The sequence below is a fragment of the Limnobacter sp. G6BE5S genome, from assembly GCF_058448965.1.
Genome location: NZ_JBZFLM010000003.1, coordinates 440,657 through 463,158, shown reverse-complemented (window position 1 = coordinate 463,158; position 22,502 = coordinate 440,657). Strand labels below are relative to the sequence as shown.

Sequence of the window (22,502 nt, the reverse complement as noted above, 5' to 3'; positions counted from 1 at the left end):
GATGTGCTGATGTCTGATTCTGCAAACAAAAACACCAATGCCGGGGCTGACAACGCCCCAGCTTCCAATTTCCTTCGCAACATCATTGATGCGGACTTGAAAAAGCCCGAGTATCAGTCGCGCCCATGGGCTGGTAAGCCTGGCGGTGCAGACGTACATGAGGGCGCACCCGCTGACCCTGCAGCAATACGCTTGCGTTTTCCGCCCGAGCCCAATGGCTACTTGCATGTGGGCCATGCCAAAGCCATTTGCGTGAACTTTGGCTTGGCCAAAGAATACGGCGGCGCCTGCCACATGCGCTTCGACGACACCAACCCCGAGAAGGAAAGCGAAGAATTCGCCGATTCCATACTGGATGCCGTGCATTGGTTGGGCTTTCGCTGGGAAAACTTCGGCGACGACAACTTGTATTACGCCAGCGATTACTTCGATTTCATGTACTTGGCCGCGGAATTTTTGATCCAGGCTGGCTTGGCTTATGTGGACGAACAAAATGCCGATGACATGCGTGCCAATCGCGGCACCTTAACGCAAGCGGGTGTGGATTCTCCATTCCGCAATCGTCCGGTCGCCGAGAGTTTGGCGCGTTTCCGCGCCATGCGTGCAGGCGAGTTGCCCGATGGCGCTGCCGTGCTGCGTGCAAAAATTGACATGGCCAGCCCGAACATGAACATGCGCGACCCGGCCATTTACCGCATTCGCCGCGCTTTTCACCACCGCACGGCCGATGAATGGTGCATTTACCCCATGTACACGTTTGCGCACCCCATTGAAGACGCGCTTGAGCGCATTACCCACTCGTTTTGTACGCTTGAGTTTGAAGATCAGCGGCCGTTCTACGACTGGCTTCTCCGCAATCTTGCGGCAGAGCACACGGCAGCGGATGGCAGCCTGATCAAACCCATATTGAGCCACCCGCTACCCAAGCAAGTGGAGTTTGCCCGCTTGAACTTGAGTTATGTGGTGACCAGCAAGCGCAAATTGCAGCAATTGGTAACTGAAAACAAACTCAGTGGCTGGGACGACCCCCGTATGCCCACCATCGTGGGTTTGCGCCGCCGTGGCTATACGCCTGAGGCCATTCAGCTGTTTTGCGCCCGCATTGGTGTGTCCAAGTCCGACTCCTGGATTGACTACTCAGTGCTGGAAGGCGCTTTGCGCGACACGCTCGACCCCGTGGCTCACCGTGCGGTGGCGGTACTTGACCCCATCCCCTTGATTCTGGACAACGTCGACGATGACTGGGCTGATTTATGCACCGCACCTGTTCACCCGCACCAACCGCATTGGGGCACACGCCAGTTCACGATTGGCAAGCGCTTGTGGATTGAGGCGGAAGATTTTCAGGAGAATCCCGAGAAAAAGTTTTTCCGTTTGTTCCCCGGCAACAAGGTGCGCCTGCGTTATGGCTATGTGATCGAGTGCACGGGCTGCGACAAAGATGAAAACGGCAAGGTGATTGCCGTGCACGCCCAGGTGTTTCTGGACAGCAAATCGGGTACCCCCGGCGCCGACACTTACAAGGTAAAGGGCAATATTCACTGGGTGGATTCAGAGGATTGCCTGCCTGCCACCGTGCGCCTTTACGATCGTTTGTTTACCGAAGAGCATCCTGATTCTGGCGGCAAGAACTTCATGGACAGCCTGAACCCCAATTCACTGACCGAAGTGAAAGCCTATCTGGAAGCGGGCTTGAAAGATGCCTGGTCAGGCACGGTGTATCAATTCGAGCGCCATGGCTACTTTGTGCCCGATTTGAAAGACCATACTCTGGAAAACCCGGTGTTTAACCGGGCCACCACCCTGAAGGACAGTTGGAGTAAATAGCCAATTCATCGGGTACACTAGCCGTCGGACTAGGTATTCAGAATATGGCAACGAACCCAAATTACAACATTCGAGGTGCGCTGCTGACCATCCTGAACGGGATGAGCCCAGACACCGAGCACGAGGCGGACATTGCCCACCTGTGCCACCTTATGGAATGGTTTCGAGAGGGGGCTCCCGGCTCCGACTTCGAAATTGAGCGGCGATTTTCCATGCTGGTGGAAGCGCTTGAGCAGTCCAATGACCTGCGTGTGCAGGTCAAGGGCTACGTTGAGCAGTTCCTGAAGGAATCCCGTTACCGTTATACCTTTGCGGAGCTGGGTATCCTCGGAAGCGAGACGTTTGGCAAGGCGATGAAAAGCAGGATTTTTCAGCGCCTTTTGCCTGCCACTGTGGACGACAAGACCGTTCGAGAGTCGCTCAACTTAATGTTCCCGAAAGCCGATGACCACGAATGGCTTGAGTCCATAAGCACCGAGAGCTGGACGCGACTCTTCTTTCTGCTTGAATGGCTTGATCCAAAGTTGCCCATCTGGCTGCGAATCCAACATGAAATGCTCGAGGCTCTGGAAATGCTCGCAGTCCGGATTGCGGCTTTGGGCATTGAGGCCGAGGTGGTCCGCTGCCTTGGCATGTCCGATCGCCATACATCTCCATTCGTCGAGCAGCACCTGGAACTCCGCGCCATGATAGCGCAGGCTCACGAACGCTTGAACCAGCACGAGTCATTGGCGGATTTAGGTGATCATCTGGATGTGTTGCTGGATCAATGCACGGACCAAATCAAGCGGGCTTACGCACAAGCCAAGGTATTGGGTATTTCGGTCACATTAAGTATGCATTTGATTCGACTGGAGCAGTCAATCGCACGTATGCGTAAATTACTTCAGCTGACTGGAGCCTTGCCCACCGAGAACCGGGTGCAAAGTTGTGTGGGCTTTTTTTGTACTCTGACCCGGGAAGAAAATAGAAAGCATTCGATTGCTGACTTGTGGGAGGGTTTAACTGACAAGCTGGCTTTGCGAATAACAGAACATGCCAGCAAAGCGGGAGAACACTACACAGCAGAATCCCCGGCTGAATACTGGCAGATGGGAAAAGCAGCCGTGATCGGTGGCTTTGTTATCGCAATATTTGCATTTATCAAAGTGTGGATGGTTGCCCTTAAGTTGCCCCCGTTTTGGGAAGCCATGATCTTCAGTTTGAACTATGGTGCCTGTTTCGTCGTGATTCATTTGCTGCATGGTACCGTGGCTACCAAACAGCCCGCTATGACAGCGGCTCGAATAGCCTCCGCAATTGATTCACGCAATGGGCGCTTGAGGTCCATGGATAGCGTGGTGGATCTGATTGCTCAAGTGGCAAGAACTCAGTTTATTGCGATTGCCGGAAATATGTTGCTGGCATTTTCAACAGCGCTCTTGATTGGATATGCGTGGACTATGTTGTTCGGCTCTCCACCGATTGATGAAGAAAAGCGCGAGCTCTTTCTGCATCAGGTTAACCCGATCATGTCTATGGCCATTCCTCATGCCGCCATGGCTGGTATTGCCTTGTTTTTAACCGGTGTGGTCTCTGGTTATTATGACAACCTGTGTATTTACGAAAGGGTTCCCCTGCGCATTCGAAAAGTAATCTGGTTACGAAAAATATTGGGTGTACAAAAACTTGCGAGGCTCGCTGACTACGCGGAGCATAACCTTGGAGCCATCATGGGAAGCCTCTTTTTAGGGCTCATGTTGGGCTCTCTCGGTTTTATCGGCTTTTTGTTGGGTTTGCCGATTGATACCACTCACTTTGCGTTTTCTTCAGCCCAGGTGGGATATTCCATGCAGGCGGGTGGATTTGAGTATGGGGTGTATGGCTTGTTATTTGCTTTGGGCGGCGTGGCCTTGATCGGTGCGGGTAATCTATCCGTCAGTTTTGCGCTTGCTTTATACACTGCGGTGAAGGCGCGCGGCGTTCACCACCTTGGGGTCTTTCTGCTGACGCGCAAGGTTGCTGGTTATTTTTTGAAAAATCCTGGCGCATTTTTCTTCCCGCCAAAACCAAAGAAAGTAGGCCCAGTGGACGATCAGCAGTCTACGGACGCGGGCAACTAAACTGATTCAGGCCGGTTAAACCCTTTTTTCCATTGCACATCCCGCACGCCTTTTTTGTGGTGAATCCAGCGTGAGGCCACAAACAGGAAATCGGACAAGCGGTTCATGTAGAGCAGCAGGTCTTCAGGCTGTTTTTGTTGCTGGTTCAAATCCACCAGCACCCGCTCTGCCCTGCGGCACACCGTGCGGGCAATGTGGGCGTAAGCAGAGGCTTTGCTGCCGCCAGGCAGAATAAATTCTTCAAGGCGGGGCAGGGGTTCATTGAATTCCTTGATCAGGTCTTCAAGCCTACTCACGGCTTGCTGCGGAAATACATCAAAGCCGGGCATGCACAGGGCTGCACCCAAATCGAACAAATCATGCTGAATGCGGGTCAGTTCTGTGGCCAGGCGTTCAGGTAGCGCCTCGGTCAAGATCAAGCCAATGTGACTGTTCAGTTCATCGACATCGCCCATGGCATGAACGCGAAGATCGTTTTTGGCCAAACGGCTGCCATCGGCCAAGCCAGTGGTGCCATCGTCGCCGGTGCGGGTGGTGATTGAACTGAGTCTGTTGCCCATGAAATTGCGTGATCCGAGAAAGTTGAACAAAAAGAGCGTCTTGTGCAAACCGCGTATTGAGGTGTTGCTGGCGCGGGCCTATACTTTGAGCTTGTTTGAGTTTAACGCAGGGGTCCTGGCAAATTGTTGCCGGGTGAGAAAAACCCTCACACCTGTGCAGATAATGCTGTTTGCAGGAAGCGTTTCACTGGCCTTTCTCCTTGTGGGTGGTCGGGTGGAATGATCATGCACCCGGCACGAACACGATACACGCCCAACAGGAGTATTCATGAGCGCCAATCCAGATTTTCTAGCCGCAACCGCCAAGGTTGACCAAGCTGCGGTCAAGCCACTTCCCAATTCCCGCAAGGTCTATGTGCAGGGTTCTCGACCCGACATTCAGGTGCCGATGCGTGAGATTTCGCAAGACGACACCTCTACCTCATTCGGTGGCGAGAAGAACCCGCCAATTTATGTGTACGACTGCTCGGGCATTTACACCGACCCCGATGCAAAAATCGATATTCGTTCAGGTCTTCCGGCCATTCGCAACGCCTGGATTGACGAGCGCGGTGACACCGAGATGCTGGACGGTCCAAGTTCCGAATACGGCATTGAGCGCTTGAACGACCCCAAGCTGACCGAGTTGCGTTTTAACTTGCAGCGCAAACCCCGCAAAGCCAAGGCTGGCAAGAACGTGACGCAAATGCATTACGCACGCCAAGGCATTATTACGCCTGAAATGGAATACGTGGCCATTCGCGAAAACATGCGCCGCCAGGAATACATTGAAAGCCTGAAACACGCTGGCGGCAAAATTGGCGCCAAAATGGTTGACCTGCTGACCCGTCAACATCCAGGCGAATCGTTTGGTGCCTCGATTCCTGAGCAAATCACGCCTGAATTTGTGCGCGATGAAATTGCCCGTGGCCGCGCCATTATCCCCTTGAACATCAATCACCCTGAAGTTGAGCCCATGATTATTGGCCGAAATTTCCTGGTGAAAATCAACGCCAACATTGGCAATTCGGCTGTTTCTTCCTCGATCGGCGAGGAAGTGGAAAAAATGACCTGGTCAATTCGCTGGGGCGGTGACACGGTCATGGACTTGTCCACGGGCAAGCACATTCATGAAACCCGCGAATGGATTTTGCGTAACAGCCCCGTGCCCATTGGTACCGTGCCCATTTACCAGGCCTTGGAAAAGGTCAATGGCAAGGCAGAAGACCTGACCTGGGAAATTTTCCGCGACACCTTGATCGAACAGGCGGAGCAGGGCGTGGACTACTTCACCATTCACGCGGGTGTGCGCCTGGCCTATGTGCCCATGACAGCCAGCCGCATGACCGGTATTGTGTCTCGCGGTGGTTCAATCATGGCGAAGTGGTGCCTGGCTCACCACAAAGAAAGCTTCTTGTACGAGCACTTCGAAGACATTTGCGAAATCATGAAGGCCTACGACGTCAGCTTCTCGCTGGGCGATGGTCTGCGCCCCGGTTCCGTGTGGGACGCTAACGATGAGGCCCAATTGAGCGAGCTTCGTACTCTGGGCGAGTTGACCCAGGTGGCCTGGAAGCACGATGTGCAGGTGATGATTGAAGGCCCGGGCCACGTGCCCATGCAGTTGATCAAGGAAAACATGGACATTCAGCTGAAAGAATGCCATGAAGCGCCGTTCTACACCCTCGGCCCGCTGACCACCGACATTGCTCCCGGTTATGACCACATCACCAGCGGGATTGGTGCGGCGCAAATTGGCTGGTACGGTTGCGCCATGCTGTGTTACGTCACGCCCAAGGAACACCTGGGCTTGCCAAACAAGAAGGACGTGAAAGACGGCATCATCACTTACAAAATTGCTGCACATGCCGCCGATTTGGCCAAGGGGCACCCTGGTGCTCAAATTCGGGACAACGCGTTATCGAAAGCACGTTTCGAATTCCGCTGGGACGATCAGTTCAATTTGGGTCTGGACCCAGACACGGCTCGTGAGTATCACGATGAAACTTTGCCCAAACAGAGCATGAAGGTGGCGCACTTCTGCTCCATGTGTGGTCCGCACTTCTGCTCCATGAAAATTACCCAGGACGTGCGCGAATACGCCGAAAAGCTGGGTGTTTCTGAAAAAGACGCCCTGAGCAAGGGGATGGAAGAGAAATCCATCGAGTTCATCAAGAAAGGGTCTGAGATTTACCACAAGACCTGATTTTTAAAAGATAAATTGACACCGCCCCGTCGTCTTTGTACGATTAGGCGGTGTTTTTTTATTACAGGAGTGCTCGGGCCTTTCCCGACCGTCTATGGATAGTTCCAGTTGTCGAAGTTGTTCAAACTTCAACTCGCCGTCAGTGGCAAACCTTTTCAAAGCGCATGTAGCGCACCAGTTCTCCAAGTCCTTCCAGCCTAAAAATGCTCGATCAAGCCTTGCGTTTGCCGCCCTTGCTTCGCCTATGGGTCAAGGAGATTCCTCATGGAAGTGCTGATTCTGCTGGGTTTGATCGTGACCAATGGTTTGTTTGCCATGTCCGAGATCGCACTGGTGACAGCCAGAAAGGCGCGTTTGGTGAAATTGGCAGCAGAAGGCGACAAATCTGCTGCAGTTGCGCTCAAGTTGTCTGAAGATCCCACAAAATTTTTGTCCACCGTTCAAATTGGCATTACATCGATCGGCGTGTTGAGCGGTATTGTGGGCGAGGCAGTATTGGCCAAGCCACTCGCCCTTTGGCTGCAAACTTTCGGGTTGGAAGTGGCGCTGACCGATGTTGTTTCCACAGCCATTGTGGTGGTGGGCGTGACGTATGTGTCCATTGTAGTCGGCGAACTGGTGCCCAAGCGTTTGGGGCAGATCAGCCCCGAGGCGATTGCCCGCCTGGTTGCAAGACCCATGCAAATTCTGGCGATTGCCACACGCCCCTTCGTGATGTTTTTGTCTTTTTCTACCCGTGGTTTGCTGCGCATTATGGGTGTCAAGGAAAACACAGACAACGGCGTCACCGAGGAAGAAATTCATGCCATGCTCGATGAGGGCTCTGTTTCTGGCGTGATTGAAAGCAGCGAACACACCATGCTGCGCAACGTATTCCGTCTGGATGACCGGCAGCTGGGTTCACTCATGATTCCCCGTTCCGATGTGCTGTACCTCGACATTCGCCTGCCCCAGGAAGAGAACCTGAAGCGAGTTATTGAGTCGGAGTACTCGCGCTTCCCCGTGGTGGATGGCAGCCTGGACAACCTGATTGGTGTCATTCATGCCAAGCAGGCGCTGGCTTATGCTGCACAGGGCAAAATGCCTGACTTCTCCACCAACTTGCAGCAATGTGTGTTTGTTCCTGAAACCTTGACGGGTATGGAGCTGTTGACCCAGTTCCGCAGCAACAACATGGACATTGCCTTTGTGATTGACGAGTATGGCGAACTTGAAGGCATTGTGACCTTGCACGATTTGATGGAAGCCCTGACTGGTGAATTTACCCCGCACAACAAGGAAGACTCGTGGGCGGTGTTGCGAGACGATGGCTCGTGGCTGCTGGACGGCGCAATTGCCATTTTGGAATTGAAAGACACCTTGAATATCAAGAGCGTTCCGGAAGAAGAGAAGGGGCGCTACCACACCTTGAGTGGCATGGTGATGCTGTTGACTGGGCGTTTGCCGGCCACCGGCGACACTGTTGATTGGGACGGTTGGCGTTTTGAAGTGGTGGACATGGACCAAAAGCGAATCGACAAGATTTTGGCCTCACCGATTCGCGAAGAAGAACAAACCGACGAATCGGCCTGATCGCCAAGCCGGCAACAAAAAAGCCTCAGCACATGCTGAGGCTTTTTTGTTGGGTGTGTGTTTTTCTATCGAATTTGTGGGCGATTGCCCCACAGCAGTTTTTCCTGCATTTCGCGGGTGGTGTTGCTTGTTGATTCTTGTGGCGCGGTTGCAGCGTTGTTGCCATTGCCAAACAAGCCTTTCAATTCAGTCACTTCACTTTGCGATGAGCCCGCGGTGTTGCGATTGCTCGCTTCGCGAATGATTTCCCCGGTGTATGGGTCGATCACAATGTTGGGGTCTTGTTTTGATGATGTTTCTGCCGGTGGCGGGGTAAGTACGATTGGGTTGTTCGCACGTGATTGAGTGGGTGATTTGGCAGTTGATTCAGCGGTACTTAGCCGCGCACAACTTTGCGCCGACAAATTATTCATCTCGGTCAGCATATTGAATACCGCGTGTTCAATCACCATGCGAACGCCTTTTTGAATGGGTTCTTGGGTGCGCTCGGCTGAATTGATATCGACCAAACCATCACTGAATAGTCGGAAATAGCCGCCATTTAATTCTGTGCCGATAATTTGTTTCTGAAGACTTTGTATGTTCACAACTTCAAGCGTTTTTGTATTCACGACGCGCAGGTCGACCGCCACGTTCATGACAAAGTAGCGGGCTGCGGCACCAATGAAGCGAATGGACGATTCAATGCTTCCGCTGCGAATGTTGTAGTTCACTTCTGTGATGCCTCCCACAATGTGATAGTCCGAACCCGGCAGGGTGCCTGAAAAAATTTGCCGGTGTGCTTTGCTGTCGGGGTTGTCTGTAATCAACTTGTTGTCGGCGTACTTCAGTTCCATGTCGGCGATGGTGGTGTCGAATCGCTCAACGATTGGGACCCCGGTTTTTGCCAAAGCGGAAATGACCATCAAGGCAGCACCCTGTGTGATGCGCTTGCCGTTGACCAAATCTTCCTTGCCCGTGAAGTCGCTGACCCGGCCAACTGCGAATCGTTTTGAATTGGGGCCGCGCCCGCCCACCATGGGCTTGAGGCATTCAAGCGCGGGACTGTAGCGGGTTGTGTTTTCCACCACGCTTGCGCCGTCGAAGGGGCTGACATACTCCGCTTCACTGAAGGAGGGTAGTGTTGTGCATGCACTGGCCGATGCAGCAAGCACCGAAATAAATGCAAATTTTGGAAGCGGGTAGCAGAACATAGTGGGCCTTTGTTTATTCAGTATCAGTGCGTGACGTGGGTTCTCAGAAACCGCCGTCAATCGTGGCGTTTTGAGAGCCGTTGTTGATTTGGGTCGCATTAATGACAACGGTGTTGTTGTTGCCTTCGGTTTGCACATTGATCAGGTTGCCAATGGCGGTGGATGCGAATCCCCAGCCTGGAGAGTCAACTTGGGTGCGGTTGAAATTGGCGTCGCGGCGGGTGCCTGCGGGGGAGTCAATGTCGGTTACGCTGCGCATGCCATAGGGTGTTTCGAATGAGCTGACGTTGCCTTCAAAGGTTTGGGCGAATGCGCCGCCAAAGCTGAAGGCCAGTGTGGCAATACAGATTTTGAGTAATTTCATTCGAGTGGTTCCTTGGTTTCTTGAGGGGGCTTTGGGTAGGAATTCACCCCAAGCGACCTTTGGCTGTAGGTTGTCGCTTGGGGGAAAAAAGTTCAATTAAGGACGAGCACTGCCAATTGAAATGTTGTTGCCTACTGCTGTAGCAGAAGCGGTCAGGCGGGTGGGGTCCCAACGGTATTCGGCCACAGCCACGTTGTCGCTCACGTTGCACTGGGCCACTGACAATTCAGCCAGGCTGGCATTGTCCAGGTTCAGGCTGAAGTTGTTGCCAATTGAAACGGCTTCGATCAGTACTTCGCCAGTTTTGGAGGTGCTGCGCTGGGACACATTGACGGAGGCCAGTTGATCGCCGTAATTGCTCTGTGAGACGTGACGAACAGGCACGGTCGAGGAGGCGCTGAGTGAAATGGCAATGTTGTTGCCCACTGCTTGCGCGGAGCCTGTGATATTGCCGTTGTCGCGCATGACCACGTTTTGCAGGTCAACGATTGCAGCATTGGTGCCGGTGTTGCTTTGAATGAAAATGCCGTTGTGGTTTTCGCTCAAATAATAGCTGCTGTCAAAGTCAATGTTGGCGTCGATTTCAACTTGACAGTCGTTGCCTTGACAGGTGGCAGATGCAACGGAGTGCATGGACAGCAAGGCAGCCAGAATGGATAACGATTTTAGGGATTGCTTCAACATGAAGAGTGCTCCAGGAATATTGATGAGGGCTAGAAAAGACAACGGGGATCGGGCAGTTGGGCGACGAGCGTTGTCGCATTAATCAAAATGCTCCCTTTGAGTGACGGGGGTTACCTAAAAGTTCAGATCGCCCTTCGTTCTGGGTTCACAGGATTTTCGAGGGCCAAGGGAGTAAAATATGGACTTTCCTTGTCACCAACCGAGCGTTCCGTGAATCAAGTAGACATCAAGCCTGTTGAGTTCGATTTGCCATCACAGGCCAGCCCTGCCACAAGTTGTAAACCATCCCAAGCGTGGGCCCGCGTGCCCCAGCAGCCCGGGCCTGAAGAAAGGGCTGCACTGAAAGCGGAAATCAAGGCTTTGCTCAAAGCGCGCGATGCCGTGCTGGTTGCGCATTATTACGTGGACGCTGAACTGCAGGATTTGGCCGAAGAAACCGGCGGTTGTGTGTCCGATTCGCTGGAAATGGCGCGTTTTGGACGCGAGAGCAAGCAGCAGAACCTGGTGGTGGCTGGTGTGCGTTTTATGGGTGAAACCAGCAAAATTTTGAATCCCGAGAAGCGGGTATTCATGCCTGATCTGGATGCGACATGCTCACTCGACCTGGGGTGTCCCTCGGATGAGTTCAATGCTTTTTGCGACCAGCACCCCGATCGCACGGTGGTGGTGTACGCCAACACCAGTGCAGCCGTGAAAGCGCGCGCAGACTGGATGGTCACCTCAAGTATTGCTTTGGACATTGTTGGGCACTTGCATGCGCAGGGTCAAAAGCTGATTTGGGCACCCGATCGGCATTTGGGCCATTACATTCAAAAACAGACCGGGGCAGACATGTTGCTGTGGCAGGGCTCGTGCCTTGTACACGACGAATTCAAGGCGGAGGAACTGAAACTGTTGAAGGCCCAGCACCCCGAAGCCATGGTGTTGGTGCACCCAGAGTCACCAGCCGACGTGGTTGCGCTGGCCGATGTGGTGGGTTCCACCACGCAACTGATCAAGGCCACTCAAACCTCGGGTGTGAACACTTACATTGTTGCCACTGACAACGGCATTCTTCATAAAATGCGACAGTTTGCGCCAGGTAAACATTTGATCGAAGCACCCACTGCCGGCAACTCAGCCACCTGTAAAAGTTGCGCCCACTGCCCGTGGATGGCCATGAATGGTTTGCAGAATCTGCGCGATGTGTTGAAAACCGGGTTTGATAGTGGTGTGGGCGAGGTGCAGGTGGACCTGGCACTGGGCAAGCAAGCTTACCGTTGCATTGACCGAATGCTGGATTTTGCCAAAACACATGGTATTTCAGGGCCACGTGGCCAAGGCCGCCTTGAGCAGGCGCATAAGGGAGTGGGGCCAGCATGAGTCGTTCGGAATTGTTTCAATCTTTTGGACCCGCGCTTGAACTGGCGTTGTTGAAAAATGTACACGATGCCATTGCCGAGGACATGGGCAACACCGATTGGACTGGTTTGCTGGTACCCGAAGGAAAGCGTTGCAAAGCGCAACTGCTGTGCCGCGACAAGGCTGTGGTGTGTGGCCAAGACTGGTTCAATGGCGTGTTCAATGCGCTGTGCCCGGATTCTTTGGTGCGCTGGCAGGTTCCAGAGGGGCACGAGGTGCAAGCTGGCACGGTGGTGTGTGAAATTGATGCGCATGCCCGCCCTTTGTTGACGGCCGAGCGTTCTGCGATGAATTATTTGCAGCTGCTTTCTGCCGTGGCCACCCGCACCCGCCATTTTGTACATTTGATTGAGGGCACCAACGCGTCCATTCTGGACACCCGTAAAACCCTGCCAGGCATGCGCTTGGCGCAGAAGTATGCAGTGCGTGTGGGTGGCGGTTTGAATCAACGCCTGGCTTTGTACGATGGCATTTTGATCAAGGAAAACCACATTGCAGCAGCGGGTGGTATTTCACAGGTGTTGGCGAGTGCCGACGCGCTGGGTGCGCCGCATGTAAGTGTGCAAATTGAAGTGGAAAGTTTGGTGCAGCTTGAAGAGGCGTTGCAGGCCGGTGCCAAGTCGGTGCTGCTGGACAACTTTGGCCTTGAAGCCATGCGCGTGGCGGTTGAATTGAACAAGGGCAGGGCTGTTCTGGAAGCCTCGGGCGGAGTGAATGAGCACACGGTGCGCGCAATTGCAGAAACAGGCGTTGATCGCATTTCGATTGGATCGCTGACGAAAGACGTGACGGCGGTGGATTACTCGTTGCGGGTTCTGGATTAAGAGCCGGTTGATCCAAACCGGCAGCCTGGCAAGCGACAAGCAGTCGCTGCCGCACTCACTTTTTCTTGGGTCGCTGCAACACCGTGGGGAATGCTTTTGGCAATGTGCCTGGATAATCGGCACTGAAGTGCAAACCACGGCTTTCCTTTCGGCTTAGTGCGCTGGTCACAATCAGGTCGGCCACGTCCACCAGGTTGCGCAGTTCAAGCAAATCCCGGCTGACCCGGAAATTGCTGTAAAACTCGAGAATTTCCTCGCGAAGCAATTGAATGCGGTGCTGCGCGCGCTCCAGGCGTTTGTCGGTTCTCACAATACCCACGTAGTTCCACATGGTTTGGCGCAGTTCTGCCCAATTGTGGGAAATCACCACCTCTTCGTCGGGGTCGGTCACCCGGCTTTCGTCCCAGTCAGGCAAGCCCATGGTTTCGCGGTGGGGTTTGGTCAAAATGTGGTTGGCGGCGGCTTGCCCCAACACCACACATTCCAGCAAGCTGTTGCTGGCCAGGCGGTTGGCACCGTGCAGGCCGGTGTAGGCGGTTTCGCCCACGGCGTACAGGCCGGGAATGTCGGTGCGGGCGTTGTGGTCGGTGACCACGCCACCACAGGTGTAATGCGCTGCGGGCACCACAGGAATGCCTTGCTTGGTGATGTCGATGCCCAGTTCAAGGCAGCGCTTGTAAATGGTCGGGAAGTGCTTTTTCAGCTTATCGGCTGGTTCGTGGCTGATGTCCAGGTACACGCAATCCAGACCGCGTTTCTTCATTTCAAAGTCGATGGCGCGGGCCACGACGTCACGCGGTGCCAGTTCGGCACGTTCATCGTGTTCGGGCATGAAACGGGTGCCGTCGGGCAGTTTCAACAGGCCGCCCTCACCACGGACTGCTTCGGTGATCAAAAAGCTTTTGGCGTAAGGGTGGTACAGGCAGGTGGGGTGAAACTGAATGAATTCCATGTTGGAAATTCTGCAGCCAGCACGCCAGGCCATGGCAATGCCGTCGCCGGTTGCCGTGTCGGGGTTGGTGGTGTAGTTGTACACCTTGCCCGCGCCACCGCAGGCCAACACAATGTAGGGGCAGGTCAGGGTGAGCACGCGCTGTGATTGCTCATCCAGTATGTACGCACCCAAAATGCCGGCTTTTTTCTCGCTCAACCTGTCTCCGGTGATCAGGTCGATCACCATGTGGTGTTCAAACAATTGAATGTTTGGGTGGTTGCGTGCCTTGGCTTCTAGTGTGGTTTGTACGGCGTCCCCTGTGGCATCGGCCACATGCAGAATTCGCCGGCGGCTGTGGCCACCTTCGCGTGTCAGGTGAAAGCCGTTGGGTTCGGTGTTACTCGGGCCTTCTTCGTCTTCACGAGAAAAAGGCACGCCCTGTTCCACCAGCCAGTCGATGGATTTCGATGCATTTTCAAGAATGAATTGCACTGCATCACGTTCACACAGGCCGCCACCTGCCACCAGGGTGTCTTGCACGTGCTCGGCAACGCTGTCTGCGGGGTCGCGCACAGCGGCAATGCCACCCTGTGCCCAGCGGCTGGCAGAGTCAGACACAGAGCGTTTGCAGATAATGGCCACTTTGAGCTTGTCAGCCAATTGCAGGGCTGTGGTGAGTCCTGCTAAACCACTGCCGATGATGGCGACGTCGAACTGTTTCATTTTCACGGTGATGCTTTGGGTGTGTGAATGGTCATGTCAACATCATATCGAAGCAGAGCGCGCTCGGGTCAAATACAGCCAGATTTGAGGTGCTATTTGAAGCGTTTAGAGTTGATGAACCATCTGATCATGATTGCCAATCAGGTGTTTCAATTTGAATTCGTCAAATGACATGGGTTTGGACAACCAGAAGCCTTGAACATAGTCGGCCCCCAGTTTTTTGACCAGTTCGTATTCGGCTTGTGTCTCTACGCCTTCGGTCGTCACCAGCAGACCCATGATGTGTCCCATTTCAATGGTTGATTCAAGAATGATTTGTCCATCGGTATCAATGTCTGCGCCCTGTACCAGGGAGCGATCAATTTTAAGTTCAGTCACCGGAAAGCGTTTCAAATAAGCCAGGGAGGAGTAGCCCGTGCCAAAGTCGTCCACCGCAATCTGAAAATGCATGGCGGCAAGTTGATTCAGTATGTCCAGCGCTTGCTCGGGGTCTCGCATCGCAGCGCTTTCGGTGATTTCCAGCACAATATGGCGTGAGGCGTCGGGTTGCCTGCTGTGCATGTGTTGCATGAAATCAATCAGGCTGAAGTCTTCCAGATCCATGGCGGACAGGTTCACCGACAGCCTGATGTTTTGATTCGCGCACAGATTGATGATGGCGTAGGTTTGCTTGAGGACCAGGCGGGTAATGTCGCGAATCATGCCTGTTTGCTCTGCTAGTTCGATAAAGGCGCCCGGCGCAATCAAACCGTGGGTGGGGTGATTCCAGCGCAACAACACCTCCGCCTGATTGATGCTGTTGGTTCGAAGGTTTAGCTTGGGCTGAAAGTACAGACAAAACTCGTCGTCGGTGATGGCCCTGCGCAGTTGGGCAATCAGCTCAAGGCGGTTGGCTGAGCGTTGTTCAAGCCGGGCCTCGAACACAATGCTGGTTTGGCGTGTTTTCTTGGCCAGTTGGCGGGCGATTTCTGCCCTGCGCATCAGTGTCTCGGGGCATTGGCCGTGCTCGGGGTAATGCGCAAGGCCAGCGTGGCTTTGAATATCCAGCTGGTAGTCTTGCACCCGCAGTGAACCGTGAAGCATGCGTTTCAGGGTGTGCTTTTTCAACATGTTTTCAAGCAGCTCTCGCGGCAACAACATGCAGAAAATATTGCCTTCAAGCCGTGCAATCACCAGGTTTTCCTGACAAATGCGACTGGCCTTGCGTGCCACTTTGATTAACACTTTGTCGGCAACATCATGTCCCAGCACTTCATTGATATTGTCCAGGTTATCGATGCCCCAAATCACAATACTCAATGGCTCGCGGGCGCTTTGTGTTCGCTCCCTTAATGCGAGCGTCAAATACGCGCGGTTGTCCAGTCCGGTCAGCTGGTCTTTGTACGCGGTTCGCCGAATGACTTTGTCGCGTTCTTGCAGGCTTTTGGCCATGTGGTTGAATGTGAACGCCAGTTGGTTGATTTCGCCAATTGAGCTCTCGGAAAGCCGCCAATCGTAGTTACCGTCGGCCATCAGTTGCGCACTGGCGGTAATTTCGCCCAAAGGTTGGGTAATGGATTGACTGATCCAGCGACTGCACAAAGTGCTGATGACCAGCATCAGGGCGGCGAGACCAAGGAGATCCTCCAGCTGCATGTTCAACAATGAGGCATTGGGAATGTGTGTTGCCCACAAGGTGATGACCTGGCCTGCCGCGTGTTCAGGCGGAAGCATGGCCTGAAGGGCATGCAGACGGATGCCATTTCCGCATTGAAAACGACGAATTTCAGACCCGGGTAGTGTGGGCACCAATTCGCAGCCTTTGGGCCAATGCGACGTACCCTGCGCACCTTCAAGATTGCCGGAGTGGTAATAGACCGGTGTCATGGCCAGGGCGTGGTCGTGCCCTGTGTGGTCGCTGTGGTCGATGGCTTGCGCTTTCGCCATGAGTAATTGGTCGATGTGTTCAGCATGCTGTGCGCTGAACTGATTGTTCAAAATGGCGTAAATGCAGAGCGACAGGGCCAACAAGGCGGTGACGCAAACCAATAGCGTGCGTGAATTGAGCGATATGACGGCGCTGTTGGAGATGAATGCACGCAACAGCCCGTTTTTTTTCGATGAAAGCATGCCGTATAGAATTTGCGAGGTTGAGCCTGATTAAAGCAAATTCAGGCTCGGCAAGGCATACCGCAAGAGGGGAGGTCTGTTTGTGCTTCAGCGTACCTGGTACAGGAGGTCCCAAACGCCATGGCCCAATTTCAGACCTCGGTTTTCGAACTTGGTCAGTGGCCTGTCGTCGGGGCGTGGTGCAAAAGGCGCATCAGCCATATTTTTCCAGTGGGGTGCCACACTGAGTACATCGTGCATGTGGTGGGCGTAGTTTTCCCAGTCGGTGGCGCAGTGCAGCACACCACCTGGCTTCATCTTCGTTGCAAGCTTGGCGACAAACTCAGGTTGAATCAGGCGCCGTTTGTGGTGACGGGCTTTGCGCCAGGGGTCGGGGAAGTACAGCAGAACTTTGTCCAGGCTGGCGTCTGGAATCATGTCACGCAACACATCGACCACATCGTGTGAAATGATGCGAATGTTTTCAATGCCGTCTTCTTCGATTTTCTTGATCAGCGAACCCACGCCGGCGGTGTAAATTTCTACGCCCAGGTAGTTCACATGGGGATGTGTCTTGGCTATTTTGGCGGTGGTTTCGCCCATGCCAAAACCAATTTCCAGCCAATTGGGCTGGCCGGCGGTGCCCCATTGTTTGCTGAAATCAATTTGAGCCTGTGCGCTGTAGGCGATGCCCCATTTGGGCATGCCGTCTTCTATAGCACGTTCTTGGGCGCGTGAAATATGCCCCCGACGTTTCACAAAACTTTTAATGTGCTGGTCGCGAAACGGAATGTCGGGGGTTTGGTCTGTCATTTTGAGCTGGATGAAATAACGCCTTCCACTGGGGAAGAAGGGCTGGCTGTGTAAAACTTTTTCGGCATTCTACCTGCAAGAAAGGCCTCGCGACCGGCCTGTGTGGCCAAACGCATGGCGCGCGCCATTTGTACCGGGTTTTGGGCCTTGGCAATCGCGGTGTTCATGAGTACACCGGCGCAACCCAGTTCCATGGCAATGGCTGCATCGGAAGCGGTGCCCACGCCAGCGTCCACGATCACCGGCACTTGCGCTTTTTCCAGAATCAGGTTGATGTTCCACGGGTTCAAAATGCCCATGCCTGAGCCGATCAGGGAAGCCAGCGGCATAATGGCCAAACAGCCCACATCTTCAAGCTTGCGGGCGTAAATGGGGTCGTCGGAGCAATACACCATCACGTCGAAACCATCGGCCACCAGTTCTTTGGCGGCCACCAATGTTTCTTCCATGTCGGGGTACAGGTTGGTGGGGTCGCCCAGCACTTCGAGCTTGCACAGGTTGTGGCCGTCGAGCAATTCGCGGCCAAGTCGCAGGGTACGCACTGCGTCTTTGGCCGTGTAGCAACCCGCGGAGTTGGGCAGGTAGGTGAATTGGCTGGGTGAAATGTAGTCGAGCAGGCTGGCTTCGCCGGCGTTTTGGCCGATGTTGGTACGGCGTATGGCCACAGTTACAATTTCGGAGCCACTTTCAGTGATGGCCTCGCGGGTTTCTTCCATGCTGGCGTATTTGCCAGTGCCCACCAGCAAACGGCTGGTGAACTCACGGTGACCTACTTTCCATGTGTCCTTGGTGTTTTGCATGTTGGGTACTGCTCCTGATGGTTTAGCCGCCGCCCACTGCGACCACAATTTCCAGATTGGCCCCTTGGCTGATGGTTGTGGTGGCGTGCTGGCTTTTTGGCACAATTTCGCCGTTGAGTTCTACAGCAATGCGTTTACCGGTTAACTGGAGGCTTTCCACCAAGTGGGCAACCGTGCTGTTGTTCGGTAATTCACGATTTTCACCGTTGACTGTAACTTGAATCATGGCTTGAGCGAATGAGCTTATGTAAGTTTGTTACTATCGATTAACGCGATAAATAAACTGCATCAATCTTGCTTCCGAGCATTGATTCTCTCATTATCTGAAAACGAAATAACCGCGCGGCGCACAGAAACCGGAGCCTACATGCACTCAGTAGTTCATTTGTTGAAAAGTACCACCTTCCCTAGCGTAAAGCGCTTGAACCTGGAAACCATTCAGGTCAATTTGGGTTACCTGTGCAATCAAAGTTGTACCCACTGCCATGTGAATGCAGGCCCCAATCGCACCGAGTTGATGCAAGACGAGCAAATTGATCAGCTGATTACCCTGATGGATCAGGGTTGGGTGAAAAAGCTTGATTTAACCGGTGGCGCACCCGAAATGAACCCGCGCTTCAAGCGCCTGGTGGTTGCGGCCCGCAAGGCGGGTGTGCATGTGATTGATCGCTGCAACCTGACCATTTTGAGCGAACCGGGTTATGAAGACCTTGCCCAGTTTTTGGCCGACAACGAAGTTGAAATCTTCGCTTCATTGCCGTGTTACCTCGAGGACAACGTAGACAAGCAGCGCGGCAAGGGCGTATTTGATGCCAGTATTGCGGGCTTGCAAAAGCTGAACGCCTTGGGCTATGGCGACAGGCTGCGCTTGACACTGGTGTTCAACCCGCAAGGTCCTGCCTTGCCACCCCCGCAAGAGGCGCTGGAAGCTGATTACAAGGCAGTTTTGTTTGAGAAGTTTGGTATTCGCTTCACCGGTTTGGTGACCATTACCAACATGCCGATTGCCCGTTTTGGCAGCACCTTGATCAGCAAAGGTACGTTTGAAACGTACATGAATACGCTGAAAGGCGCCTACCGGGAAAGCAATCTGGACGCGGTCATGTGCCGCAGTTTGGTGTCGATCGACTACGAGGGCACACTGTACGATTGCGACTTCAATCAACAGTTGGGTTGGCCGGTGCGTGATTCGCAAGGCCGGGCGCTGACTTTGGCTGATTTAACGCAAACTGCTTTGGATTCCATCGAGGTGGTGGTGGGCGACCATTGCTACGGTTGCACGGCGGGTCAGGGCAGCAGTTGCGGTGGTGCCTTGGCGGCTTGATTGCCCGGTGAAGCCAGCGCGGTCTGTTGGCTTTTCTCCATCAGCCGTTTGGCCAGCCGCAAGGCACTTTCAGATTCTTGCGACGCAGATTCAGCAACCTGTTCAACCTGGCTGAGCAAGTTGGACCAAGCGGTTTGATTTACGGCCATGTACTCGGCCAACTTGTTCGATTCATGTTGGCCCATATTGATTTTCTGGCTGGCCAGCACCAAACCTTCAATGGATTCTTTCAGGGCCTGCTGGCTTTGCTCCACCAATTGCTGCAATTGCCGGCTGTTTTCCGGTTCTGTCAGGGTCAATTCCATTTGCGATGCGTCAAGCCGGCCTAAAAGTTGTCGGCTTACTTCGCCCGCCTTGCGCAAACCCTGTGCCGCACTTCGAATGTCGGAGCGCAAACCTTCGAGCTGGGTTTGCATGATTTCCATGTGGTTTTCGGCCTTGGCGTTGCGTTGCTCACTGTTGAGGGTGGATTTCACCACCTGTGTACCTTGGGTAGACAACTGGTGGAATGATTTGGCGAACTGCAACACGGCACGTCCACTTTGATTCAATTCCTCCAGCTGCTGCCCAATTTGCATCAGCGTGCCACGGTGTTCCAGTTGCTGGTTGCTGTTGAGTGCTTTTAATACGCCTTCCAAAGCTGCATGCGCACCTTCCCGTTTCTGGTCGTTTTCTTGTTGGCTGTGCAGTGCCCGGCTTAACATTTGCACCCTGCGGCTTAGGGCCAGGGTTTTTCGGTGGGTGTTCCATTGAATACCCAAGGCAACGCCGATCGCTGCCAACAATGTGGTCAAGCCGAATAGCAAGACCAGATAGCCGTTGGTGGCTTGGGCAATGTGCGATTTGAGTTGTGCGAGTTTGGGCAGGGTGTCAAGGCGCAACTGGATTTCCAGTTGGCGCTGCGTGTCCAGGTTTGAATCAATGCCTGCGACCGGGCGCGAGAGTGCTTCAATACTTTGCGTTAACAACACCTGCAAGGTTTGGCTGTGCAGGCCACCGAACCACTGGATTCCCTTGTTTTGCTGGCTGACCTGTTGGCCAATTCCCAGCAGGGCTTTTAAACCCTGAGGTTGCACGGTTTCACTGCCCGGGCCATTGAGCGCCAGCAATTCTTGTTGAACGCGGCCTTCCACCAGGTTGATTTGGGTCAGTTGGGTATTGCGAATGTTGTCCGATTGGCTTTTGGCAAACAAACCGGCCACCAACAAGACCAAAGCTGCGACCAGCAAGCCCGCAGAAAACTGACCCAGTTGCCGAACAAACTTGGGCCTGACCGGCGTTGGGGCGTGGTCTTCAAACGCTTTGGCAGGGTCGGCTGGTTGTTCGGTCATTGATCCATGGTTTTTTGGTTTTTAGATTTGAGTCATCTCGAAATCTTCTTTGCGGGCCCCGCATTCCGGGCAAACCCAGTTTGGTGGAACATCTTCCCATTTGGTGCCAGGAGCAATGCCTTCATCGGGCACGCCAGCGGCTTCATCGTATACCCAACCGCAAATCAAACAAATCCAAGTATTCATTCTGAGCTACTTCCAGAAAAAAAATTGCAACGGGTGGATAATACTGAGTTTGGCAGCCGACTACAAAGGTTGTCGGTTTTTTTTGGGTTTTGAATGACACTGACCGTACCCTTGGTGCTGACCTTTTCAGCATCGGATCCCACTGCTGGCGCGGGTTTGCAAGCTGATGCCCTGACAGTTTCGGCGCTTGGCGCACATCCTTTGACCATCCTTACCGGGCTGACGGCTCAGAATACCGTGGGTGTTCAGCGCTTCGAGCCATGTTCGGCCGACTGGATCAATGCCCAGTTTAACGTCTTGCTTGAGGACGGTGTCGCGCCAAGTGCGCTCAAAACCGGTGTGTTGGGCAGTTCGGCGGCGGTGGCCGCGGTGTTGAAGGCCAAAGCCTTATGGCCCCATGTGCCACTGGTGGTTGACCCCGTGCGGGCTTCCGGGCGTGGAGATGCTTTTGGCGGACAGGACTTGTTTGATAGTTACAGAAACGAGCTATTCCCGGTGGTTGACCTGTTAACTCCGAATTGGCCCGAGGCCAAGGCATTCACCGGGGCTAAAAATATTGACGAGGCGGCTGAACGCCTGCTGCAAATGGGTTGCAAGGCGGTGCTGTTGAAAGGCGAGCACCTGGACTCAGGCGATGTGGTCAACCGATTGTATGTGGCAGGCAAGCAGCTTGTTGAATTTCCCTGTGAGCGCCTTCCCGGGCAATACCATGGCTCTGGCTGTACATTGGCCAGTGCTTGCGCCGTGGGCCTTGGGCAGGGTTTAAGTGTGCAGGAAGCGGTTGAATTGGCGCTGGAATACACCTGGCAGGCCTTGAGTTACGGGTTCGCCGTGGGTCAAGGGCAGTTGATTCCTGACCGCATGCACCTGATGCAGCATTTGGGAGAGGATGAAGATGAGTGAGCTCGCCAATGAGCCGACCAATGCGCTTGTTCGAGGGGTGTATGCAATTACCCCTGAACGCTCCGCCATCTGGACCCCCGATGCAATTGTGGATTGTGTGGCTGCTGCGCTGGAGGGTGGCGTGCGCTTGTTTCAGTGCAGACAAAAAAATTGGAACCAAGCAGAGTTGATTGAGTTTGTCGGGCAACTGAACTCCCTGTGCGAGAAGTACGATGCGGCACTGATTTTGAATGATGTGCCCTCTGGCGAGTTTTCAAAATTTGACGGTGGCGCGCTGGTGGGTGTGCATCTGGGCAAAACCGACGAAGCCATCTCGCAGGCGCGAAGCCGCCTTGGGGCCAAATGGGTGGTGGGTGCTTCTTGCTACAATCAGTTTGAACTGGCAGAACAAGCTGTGCGCAATGGCGCAAGCTACGTGGCCTTTGGTGCCATGTACCCCAGCGGCACCAAGCCCAATGCGGTGCGGGCTGAACTCGAGTTGTTGTCAAAGGCCCGCGACTTGGGGGTGCCCACAGTGGCCATTGGTGGAATAACACTGGCGCATGTGCCCGAGTTGATGAAAGCTGGTGCCCATGCGGTGGCGGTGGTGAATGGTTTGTTTGGCGTGAAGCCGGATGGGGCGCAGGTTTGCAGTGTGGCGCAGCAGTGGGTGGATGCAGTGGAAACGCAGTATTAATAATTTGGAGTT

Annotated in this window: 21 protein-coding genes; 10 read left to right on the top strand and 11 right to left on the bottom strand. The window is 53.9% G+C overall.

The window, feature by feature from the left end; all coding sequences use genetic code 11:
- Window positions 1–9: 9 nt before the first annotated feature.
- Entirely contained in the window at window positions 10–1,827 is a 1,818-nt protein-coding gene (locus tag ACVL1J_RS07885) for a glutamine--tRNA ligase/YqeY domain fusion protein (RefSeq protein WP_341237654.1), read from the top strand.
- Between the two features lie 44 nt (window positions 1,828–1,871).
- Window positions 1,872–3,929 carry a site-specific recombinase gene (locus tag ACVL1J_RS07880; protein WP_341237653.1) on the top strand — a complete coding sequence of 686 codons (2,058 nt, stop codon included), beginning with the start codon at window positions 1,872–1,874 and terminating at the stop codon, window positions 3,927–3,929.
- Here ACVL1J_RS07880 and ACVL1J_RS07875 read toward each other — a convergent pair.
- Window positions 3,926–4,489 carry a cob(I)yrinic acid a,c-diamide adenosyltransferase gene (locus tag ACVL1J_RS07875; RefSeq protein ID WP_341237652.1) on the bottom strand — a complete coding sequence of 188 codons (564 nt, stop codon included), beginning with the start codon at window positions 4,487–4,489 and terminating at the stop codon, window positions 3,926–3,928. The genes ACVL1J_RS07880 and ACVL1J_RS07875 overlap by 4 nt on opposite strands.
- Here ACVL1J_RS07875 and ACVL1J_RS07870 point away from each other — a divergent pair.
- From ACVL1J_RS07870 to ACVL1J_RS07860, 3 genes are all read left to right on the top strand, one after another.
- Window positions 4,488–4,712, top strand: coding sequence for a hypothetical protein (locus tag ACVL1J_RS07870; RefSeq protein ID WP_491665263.1), 225 nt, complete (start codon window positions 4,488–4,490; stop codon window positions 4,710–4,712). The two genes, ACVL1J_RS07875 and ACVL1J_RS07870, sit on opposite strands and share 2 nt — an antisense overlap.
- A gap of 45 nt (window positions 4,713–4,757) precedes the next feature.
- Window positions 4,758–6,674 carry a phosphomethylpyrimidine synthase ThiC gene (gene thiC / locus ACVL1J_RS07865; protein WP_341237651.1) on the top strand — a complete coding sequence of 639 codons (1,917 nt, stop codon included), beginning with the start codon at window positions 4,758–4,760 and terminating at the stop codon, window positions 6,672–6,674.
- A 264-nt stretch (window positions 6,675–6,938) separates the two neighbouring features.
- Window positions 6,939–8,246, top strand: coding sequence for a hemolysin family protein (locus ACVL1J_RS07860; RefSeq protein ID WP_341237650.1), 1,308 nt, complete (start codon window positions 6,939–6,941; stop codon window positions 8,244–8,246).
- A 65-nt stretch (window positions 8,247–8,311) separates the two neighbouring features.
- On the opposite strand, the gene ACVL1J_RS07855 is transcribed toward ACVL1J_RS07860, so the two are convergent.
- From ACVL1J_RS07855 to ACVL1J_RS07845, 3 genes are all read right to left on the bottom strand, one after another.
- Window positions 8,312–9,400 (bottom strand): CsgG/HfaB family protein, encoded by a 1,089-nt coding sequence (locus ACVL1J_RS07855; protein WP_341237649.1) that lies wholly within the window; start codon window positions 9,398–9,400, stop codon window positions 8,312–8,314.
- An 82-nt stretch (window positions 9,401–9,482) separates the two neighbouring features.
- Window positions 9,483–9,803: a hypothetical protein gene (locus tag ACVL1J_RS07850; RefSeq protein ID WP_159568877.1), complete on the bottom strand. Its 321-nt coding sequence runs from the start codon at window positions 9,801–9,803 to the stop codon at window positions 9,483–9,485.
- Between the two features lie 96 nt (window positions 9,804–9,899).
- Window positions 9,900–10,487 carry a hypothetical protein gene (locus ACVL1J_RS07845; protein ID WP_341237648.1) on the bottom strand — a complete coding sequence of 196 codons (588 nt, stop codon included), beginning with the start codon at window positions 10,485–10,487 and terminating at the stop codon, window positions 9,900–9,902.
- A 210-nt stretch (window positions 10,488–10,697) separates the two neighbouring features.
- Between ACVL1J_RS07845 and nadA the strand changes: the two genes are divergently transcribed.
- Window positions 10,698–11,849: a quinolinate synthase NadA gene (gene nadA / locus ACVL1J_RS07840; RefSeq protein WP_491665262.1), complete on the top strand. Its 1,152-nt coding sequence runs from the start codon at window positions 10,698–10,700 to the stop codon at window positions 11,847–11,849.
- Window positions 11,846–12,712 (top strand): carboxylating nicotinate-nucleotide diphosphorylase, encoded by an 867-nt coding sequence (gene nadC / locus ACVL1J_RS07835; RefSeq protein ID WP_159568875.1) that lies wholly within the window; start codon window positions 11,846–11,848, stop codon window positions 12,710–12,712. Before nadA ends, nadC begins: the two co-directional genes overlap by 4 nt.
- A 55-nt stretch (window positions 12,713–12,767) precedes the next feature.
- Here the strand turns inward: nadC and nadB are convergent, their stop codons facing one another.
- The 5 genes from nadB to thiS all read right to left on the bottom strand — a co-directional run bounded on the left by nadB (window position 12,768) and on the right by thiS (window position 18,293).
- Entirely contained in the window at window positions 12,768–14,369 is a 1,602-nt protein-coding gene (gene nadB, locus ACVL1J_RS07830; protein ID WP_159568874.1) for an L-aspartate oxidase, read from the bottom strand.
- A 105-nt stretch (window positions 14,370–14,474) separates the two neighbouring features.
- On the bottom strand, window positions 14,475–16,478 hold the full coding sequence (locus tag ACVL1J_RS07825; RefSeq protein WP_341237647.1) for a putative bifunctional diguanylate cyclase/phosphodiesterase: 2,004 nt from the start codon (window positions 16,476–16,478) through the stop codon (window positions 14,475–14,477).
- An 87-nt stretch (window positions 16,479–16,565) separates the two neighbouring features.
- Window positions 16,566–17,270 carry a tRNA (guanosine(46)-N7)-methyltransferase TrmB gene (gene trmB / locus ACVL1J_RS07820; RefSeq protein WP_491665261.1) on the bottom strand — a complete coding sequence of 235 codons (705 nt, stop codon included), beginning with the start codon at window positions 17,268–17,270 and terminating at the stop codon, window positions 16,566–16,568.
- A complete protein-coding gene (locus ACVL1J_RS07815) occupies window positions 17,267–18,070 on the bottom strand; it encodes a thiazole synthase (protein ID WP_159568871.1) in 804 nt (267 codons plus the stop codon). Before ACVL1J_RS07815 ends, trmB begins: the two co-directional genes overlap by 4 nt.
- 22 nt (window positions 18,071–18,092) lie before the next feature.
- Window positions 18,093–18,293 carry a sulfur carrier protein ThiS gene (gene thiS / locus ACVL1J_RS07810; protein ID WP_491665268.1) on the bottom strand — a complete coding sequence of 67 codons (201 nt, stop codon included), beginning with the start codon at window positions 18,291–18,293 and terminating at the stop codon, window positions 18,093–18,095.
- 144 nt (window positions 18,294–18,437) lie between these two features.
- Here thiS and arsS point away from each other — a divergent pair, with 144 nt between their 5' ends.
- Window positions 18,438–19,394 carry an arsenosugar biosynthesis radical SAM (seleno)protein ArsS gene (gene arsS, locus ACVL1J_RS07805; RefSeq protein WP_341237645.1) on the top strand — a complete coding sequence of 319 codons (957 nt, stop codon included), beginning with the start codon at window positions 18,438–18,440 and terminating at the stop codon, window positions 19,392–19,394.
- Here the strand turns inward: arsS and ACVL1J_RS07800 are convergent.
- Together ACVL1J_RS07800 and ACVL1J_RS07795 are read right to left on the bottom strand one after the other, a co-directional pair.
- Window positions 19,358–20,725 (bottom strand): coiled-coil domain-containing 22 family protein, encoded by a 1,368-nt coding sequence (locus ACVL1J_RS07800; RefSeq protein ID WP_341237644.1) that lies wholly within the window; start codon window positions 20,723–20,725, stop codon window positions 19,358–19,360. The two genes, arsS and ACVL1J_RS07800, sit on opposite strands and share 37 nt — an antisense overlap.
- 21 nt (window positions 20,726–20,746) lie before the next feature.
- Complete coding sequence (locus tag ACVL1J_RS07795; protein ID WP_008249735.1) at window positions 20,747–20,911, bottom strand: rubredoxin; 165 nt, start codon at window positions 20,909–20,911, stop codon at window positions 20,747–20,749.
- Between the two features lie 93 nt (window positions 20,912–21,004).
- Here ACVL1J_RS07795 and thiD point away from each other — a divergent pair, with 93 nt between their 5' ends.
- Together thiD and thiE are read left to right on the top strand one after the other, a co-directional pair.
- On the top strand, window positions 21,005–21,814 hold the full coding sequence (gene thiD, locus ACVL1J_RS07790; protein ID WP_341237643.1) for a bifunctional hydroxymethylpyrimidine kinase/phosphomethylpyrimidine kinase: 810 nt from the start codon (window positions 21,005–21,007) through the stop codon (window positions 21,812–21,814).
- Window positions 21,807–22,490, top strand: a complete 684-nt coding sequence (gene thiE, locus ACVL1J_RS07785; RefSeq protein WP_491665260.1) for a thiamine phosphate synthase — start codon at window positions 21,807–21,809, stop codon at window positions 22,488–22,490. Before thiD ends, thiE begins: the two co-directional genes overlap by 8 nt.
- The last annotated feature ends 12 nt before the right edge of the window (window positions 22,491–22,502 follow it).

What these genes read in the sequence shown, in the direction of transcription:
- arsS (WP_341237645.1), top strand. Translation starts at nt 18,438, where the DNA reads ATGCACTCAGTAGTTCATTTGTTGAAAAGTACCACCTTCCCTAGCGTA.
- ACVL1J_RS07875 (WP_341237652.1), bottom strand. Translation starts at nt 4,489, where the DNA reads ATGGGCAACAGACTCAGTTCAATCACCACCCGCACCGGCGACGATGGC.
- ACVL1J_RS07800 (WP_341237644.1), bottom strand. Translation starts at nt 20,725, where the DNA reads ATGACCGAACAACCAGCCGACCCTGCCAAAGCGTTTGAAGACCACGCC.
- ACVL1J_RS07825 (WP_341237647.1), bottom strand. Translation starts at nt 16,478, where the DNA reads ATGCTTTCATCGAAAAAAAACGGGCTGTTGCGTGCATTCATCTCCAAC.
- ACVL1J_RS07870 (WP_491665263.1), top strand. Translation starts at nt 4,488, where the DNA reads ATGAAATTGCGTGATCCGAGAAAGTTGAACAAAAAGAGCGTCTTGTGC.
- thiD (WP_341237643.1), top strand. Translation starts at nt 21,005, where the DNA reads ATGACACTGACCGTACCCTTGGTGCTGACCTTTTCAGCATCGGATCCC.
- ACVL1J_RS07815 (WP_159568871.1), bottom strand. Translation starts at nt 18,070, where the DNA reads ATGCAAAACACCAAGGACACATGGAAAGTAGGTCACCGTGAGTTCACC.
- nadB (WP_159568874.1), bottom strand. Translation starts at nt 14,369, where the DNA reads ATGAAACAGTTCGACGTCGCCATCATCGGCAGTGGTTTAGCAGGACTC.
- ACVL1J_RS07795 (WP_008249735.1), bottom strand. Translation starts at nt 20,911, where the DNA reads ATGAATACTTGGATTTGTTTGATTTGCGGTTGGGTATACGATGAAGCC.
- ACVL1J_RS07850 (WP_159568877.1), bottom strand. Translation starts at nt 9,803, where the DNA reads ATGAAATTACTCAAAATCTGTATTGCCACACTGGCCTTCAGCTTTGGC.
- ACVL1J_RS07885 (WP_341237654.1), top strand. Translation starts at nt 10, where the DNA reads ATGTCTGATTCTGCAAACAAAAACACCAATGCCGGGGCTGACAACGCC.
- ACVL1J_RS07860 (WP_341237650.1), top strand. Translation starts at nt 6,939, where the DNA reads ATGGAAGTGCTGATTCTGCTGGGTTTGATCGTGACCAATGGTTTGTTT.
- nadC (WP_159568875.1), top strand. Translation starts at nt 11,846, where the DNA reads ATGAGTCGTTCGGAATTGTTTCAATCTTTTGGACCCGCGCTTGAACTG.
- ACVL1J_RS07845 (WP_341237648.1), bottom strand. Translation starts at nt 10,487, where the DNA reads ATGTTGAAGCAATCCCTAAAATCGTTATCCATTCTGGCTGCCTTGCTG.
- thiC (WP_341237651.1), top strand. Translation starts at nt 4,758, where the DNA reads ATGAGCGCCAATCCAGATTTTCTAGCCGCAACCGCCAAGGTTGACCAA.
- ACVL1J_RS07880 (WP_341237653.1), top strand. Translation starts at nt 1,872, where the DNA reads ATGGCAACGAACCCAAATTACAACATTCGAGGTGCGCTGCTGACCATC.
- trmB (WP_491665261.1), bottom strand. Translation starts at nt 17,270, where the DNA reads ATGACAGACCAAACCCCCGACATTCCGTTTCGCGACCAGCACATTAAA.
- thiE (WP_491665260.1), top strand. Translation starts at nt 21,807, where the DNA reads ATGAGTGAGCTCGCCAATGAGCCGACCAATGCGCTTGTTCGAGGGGTG.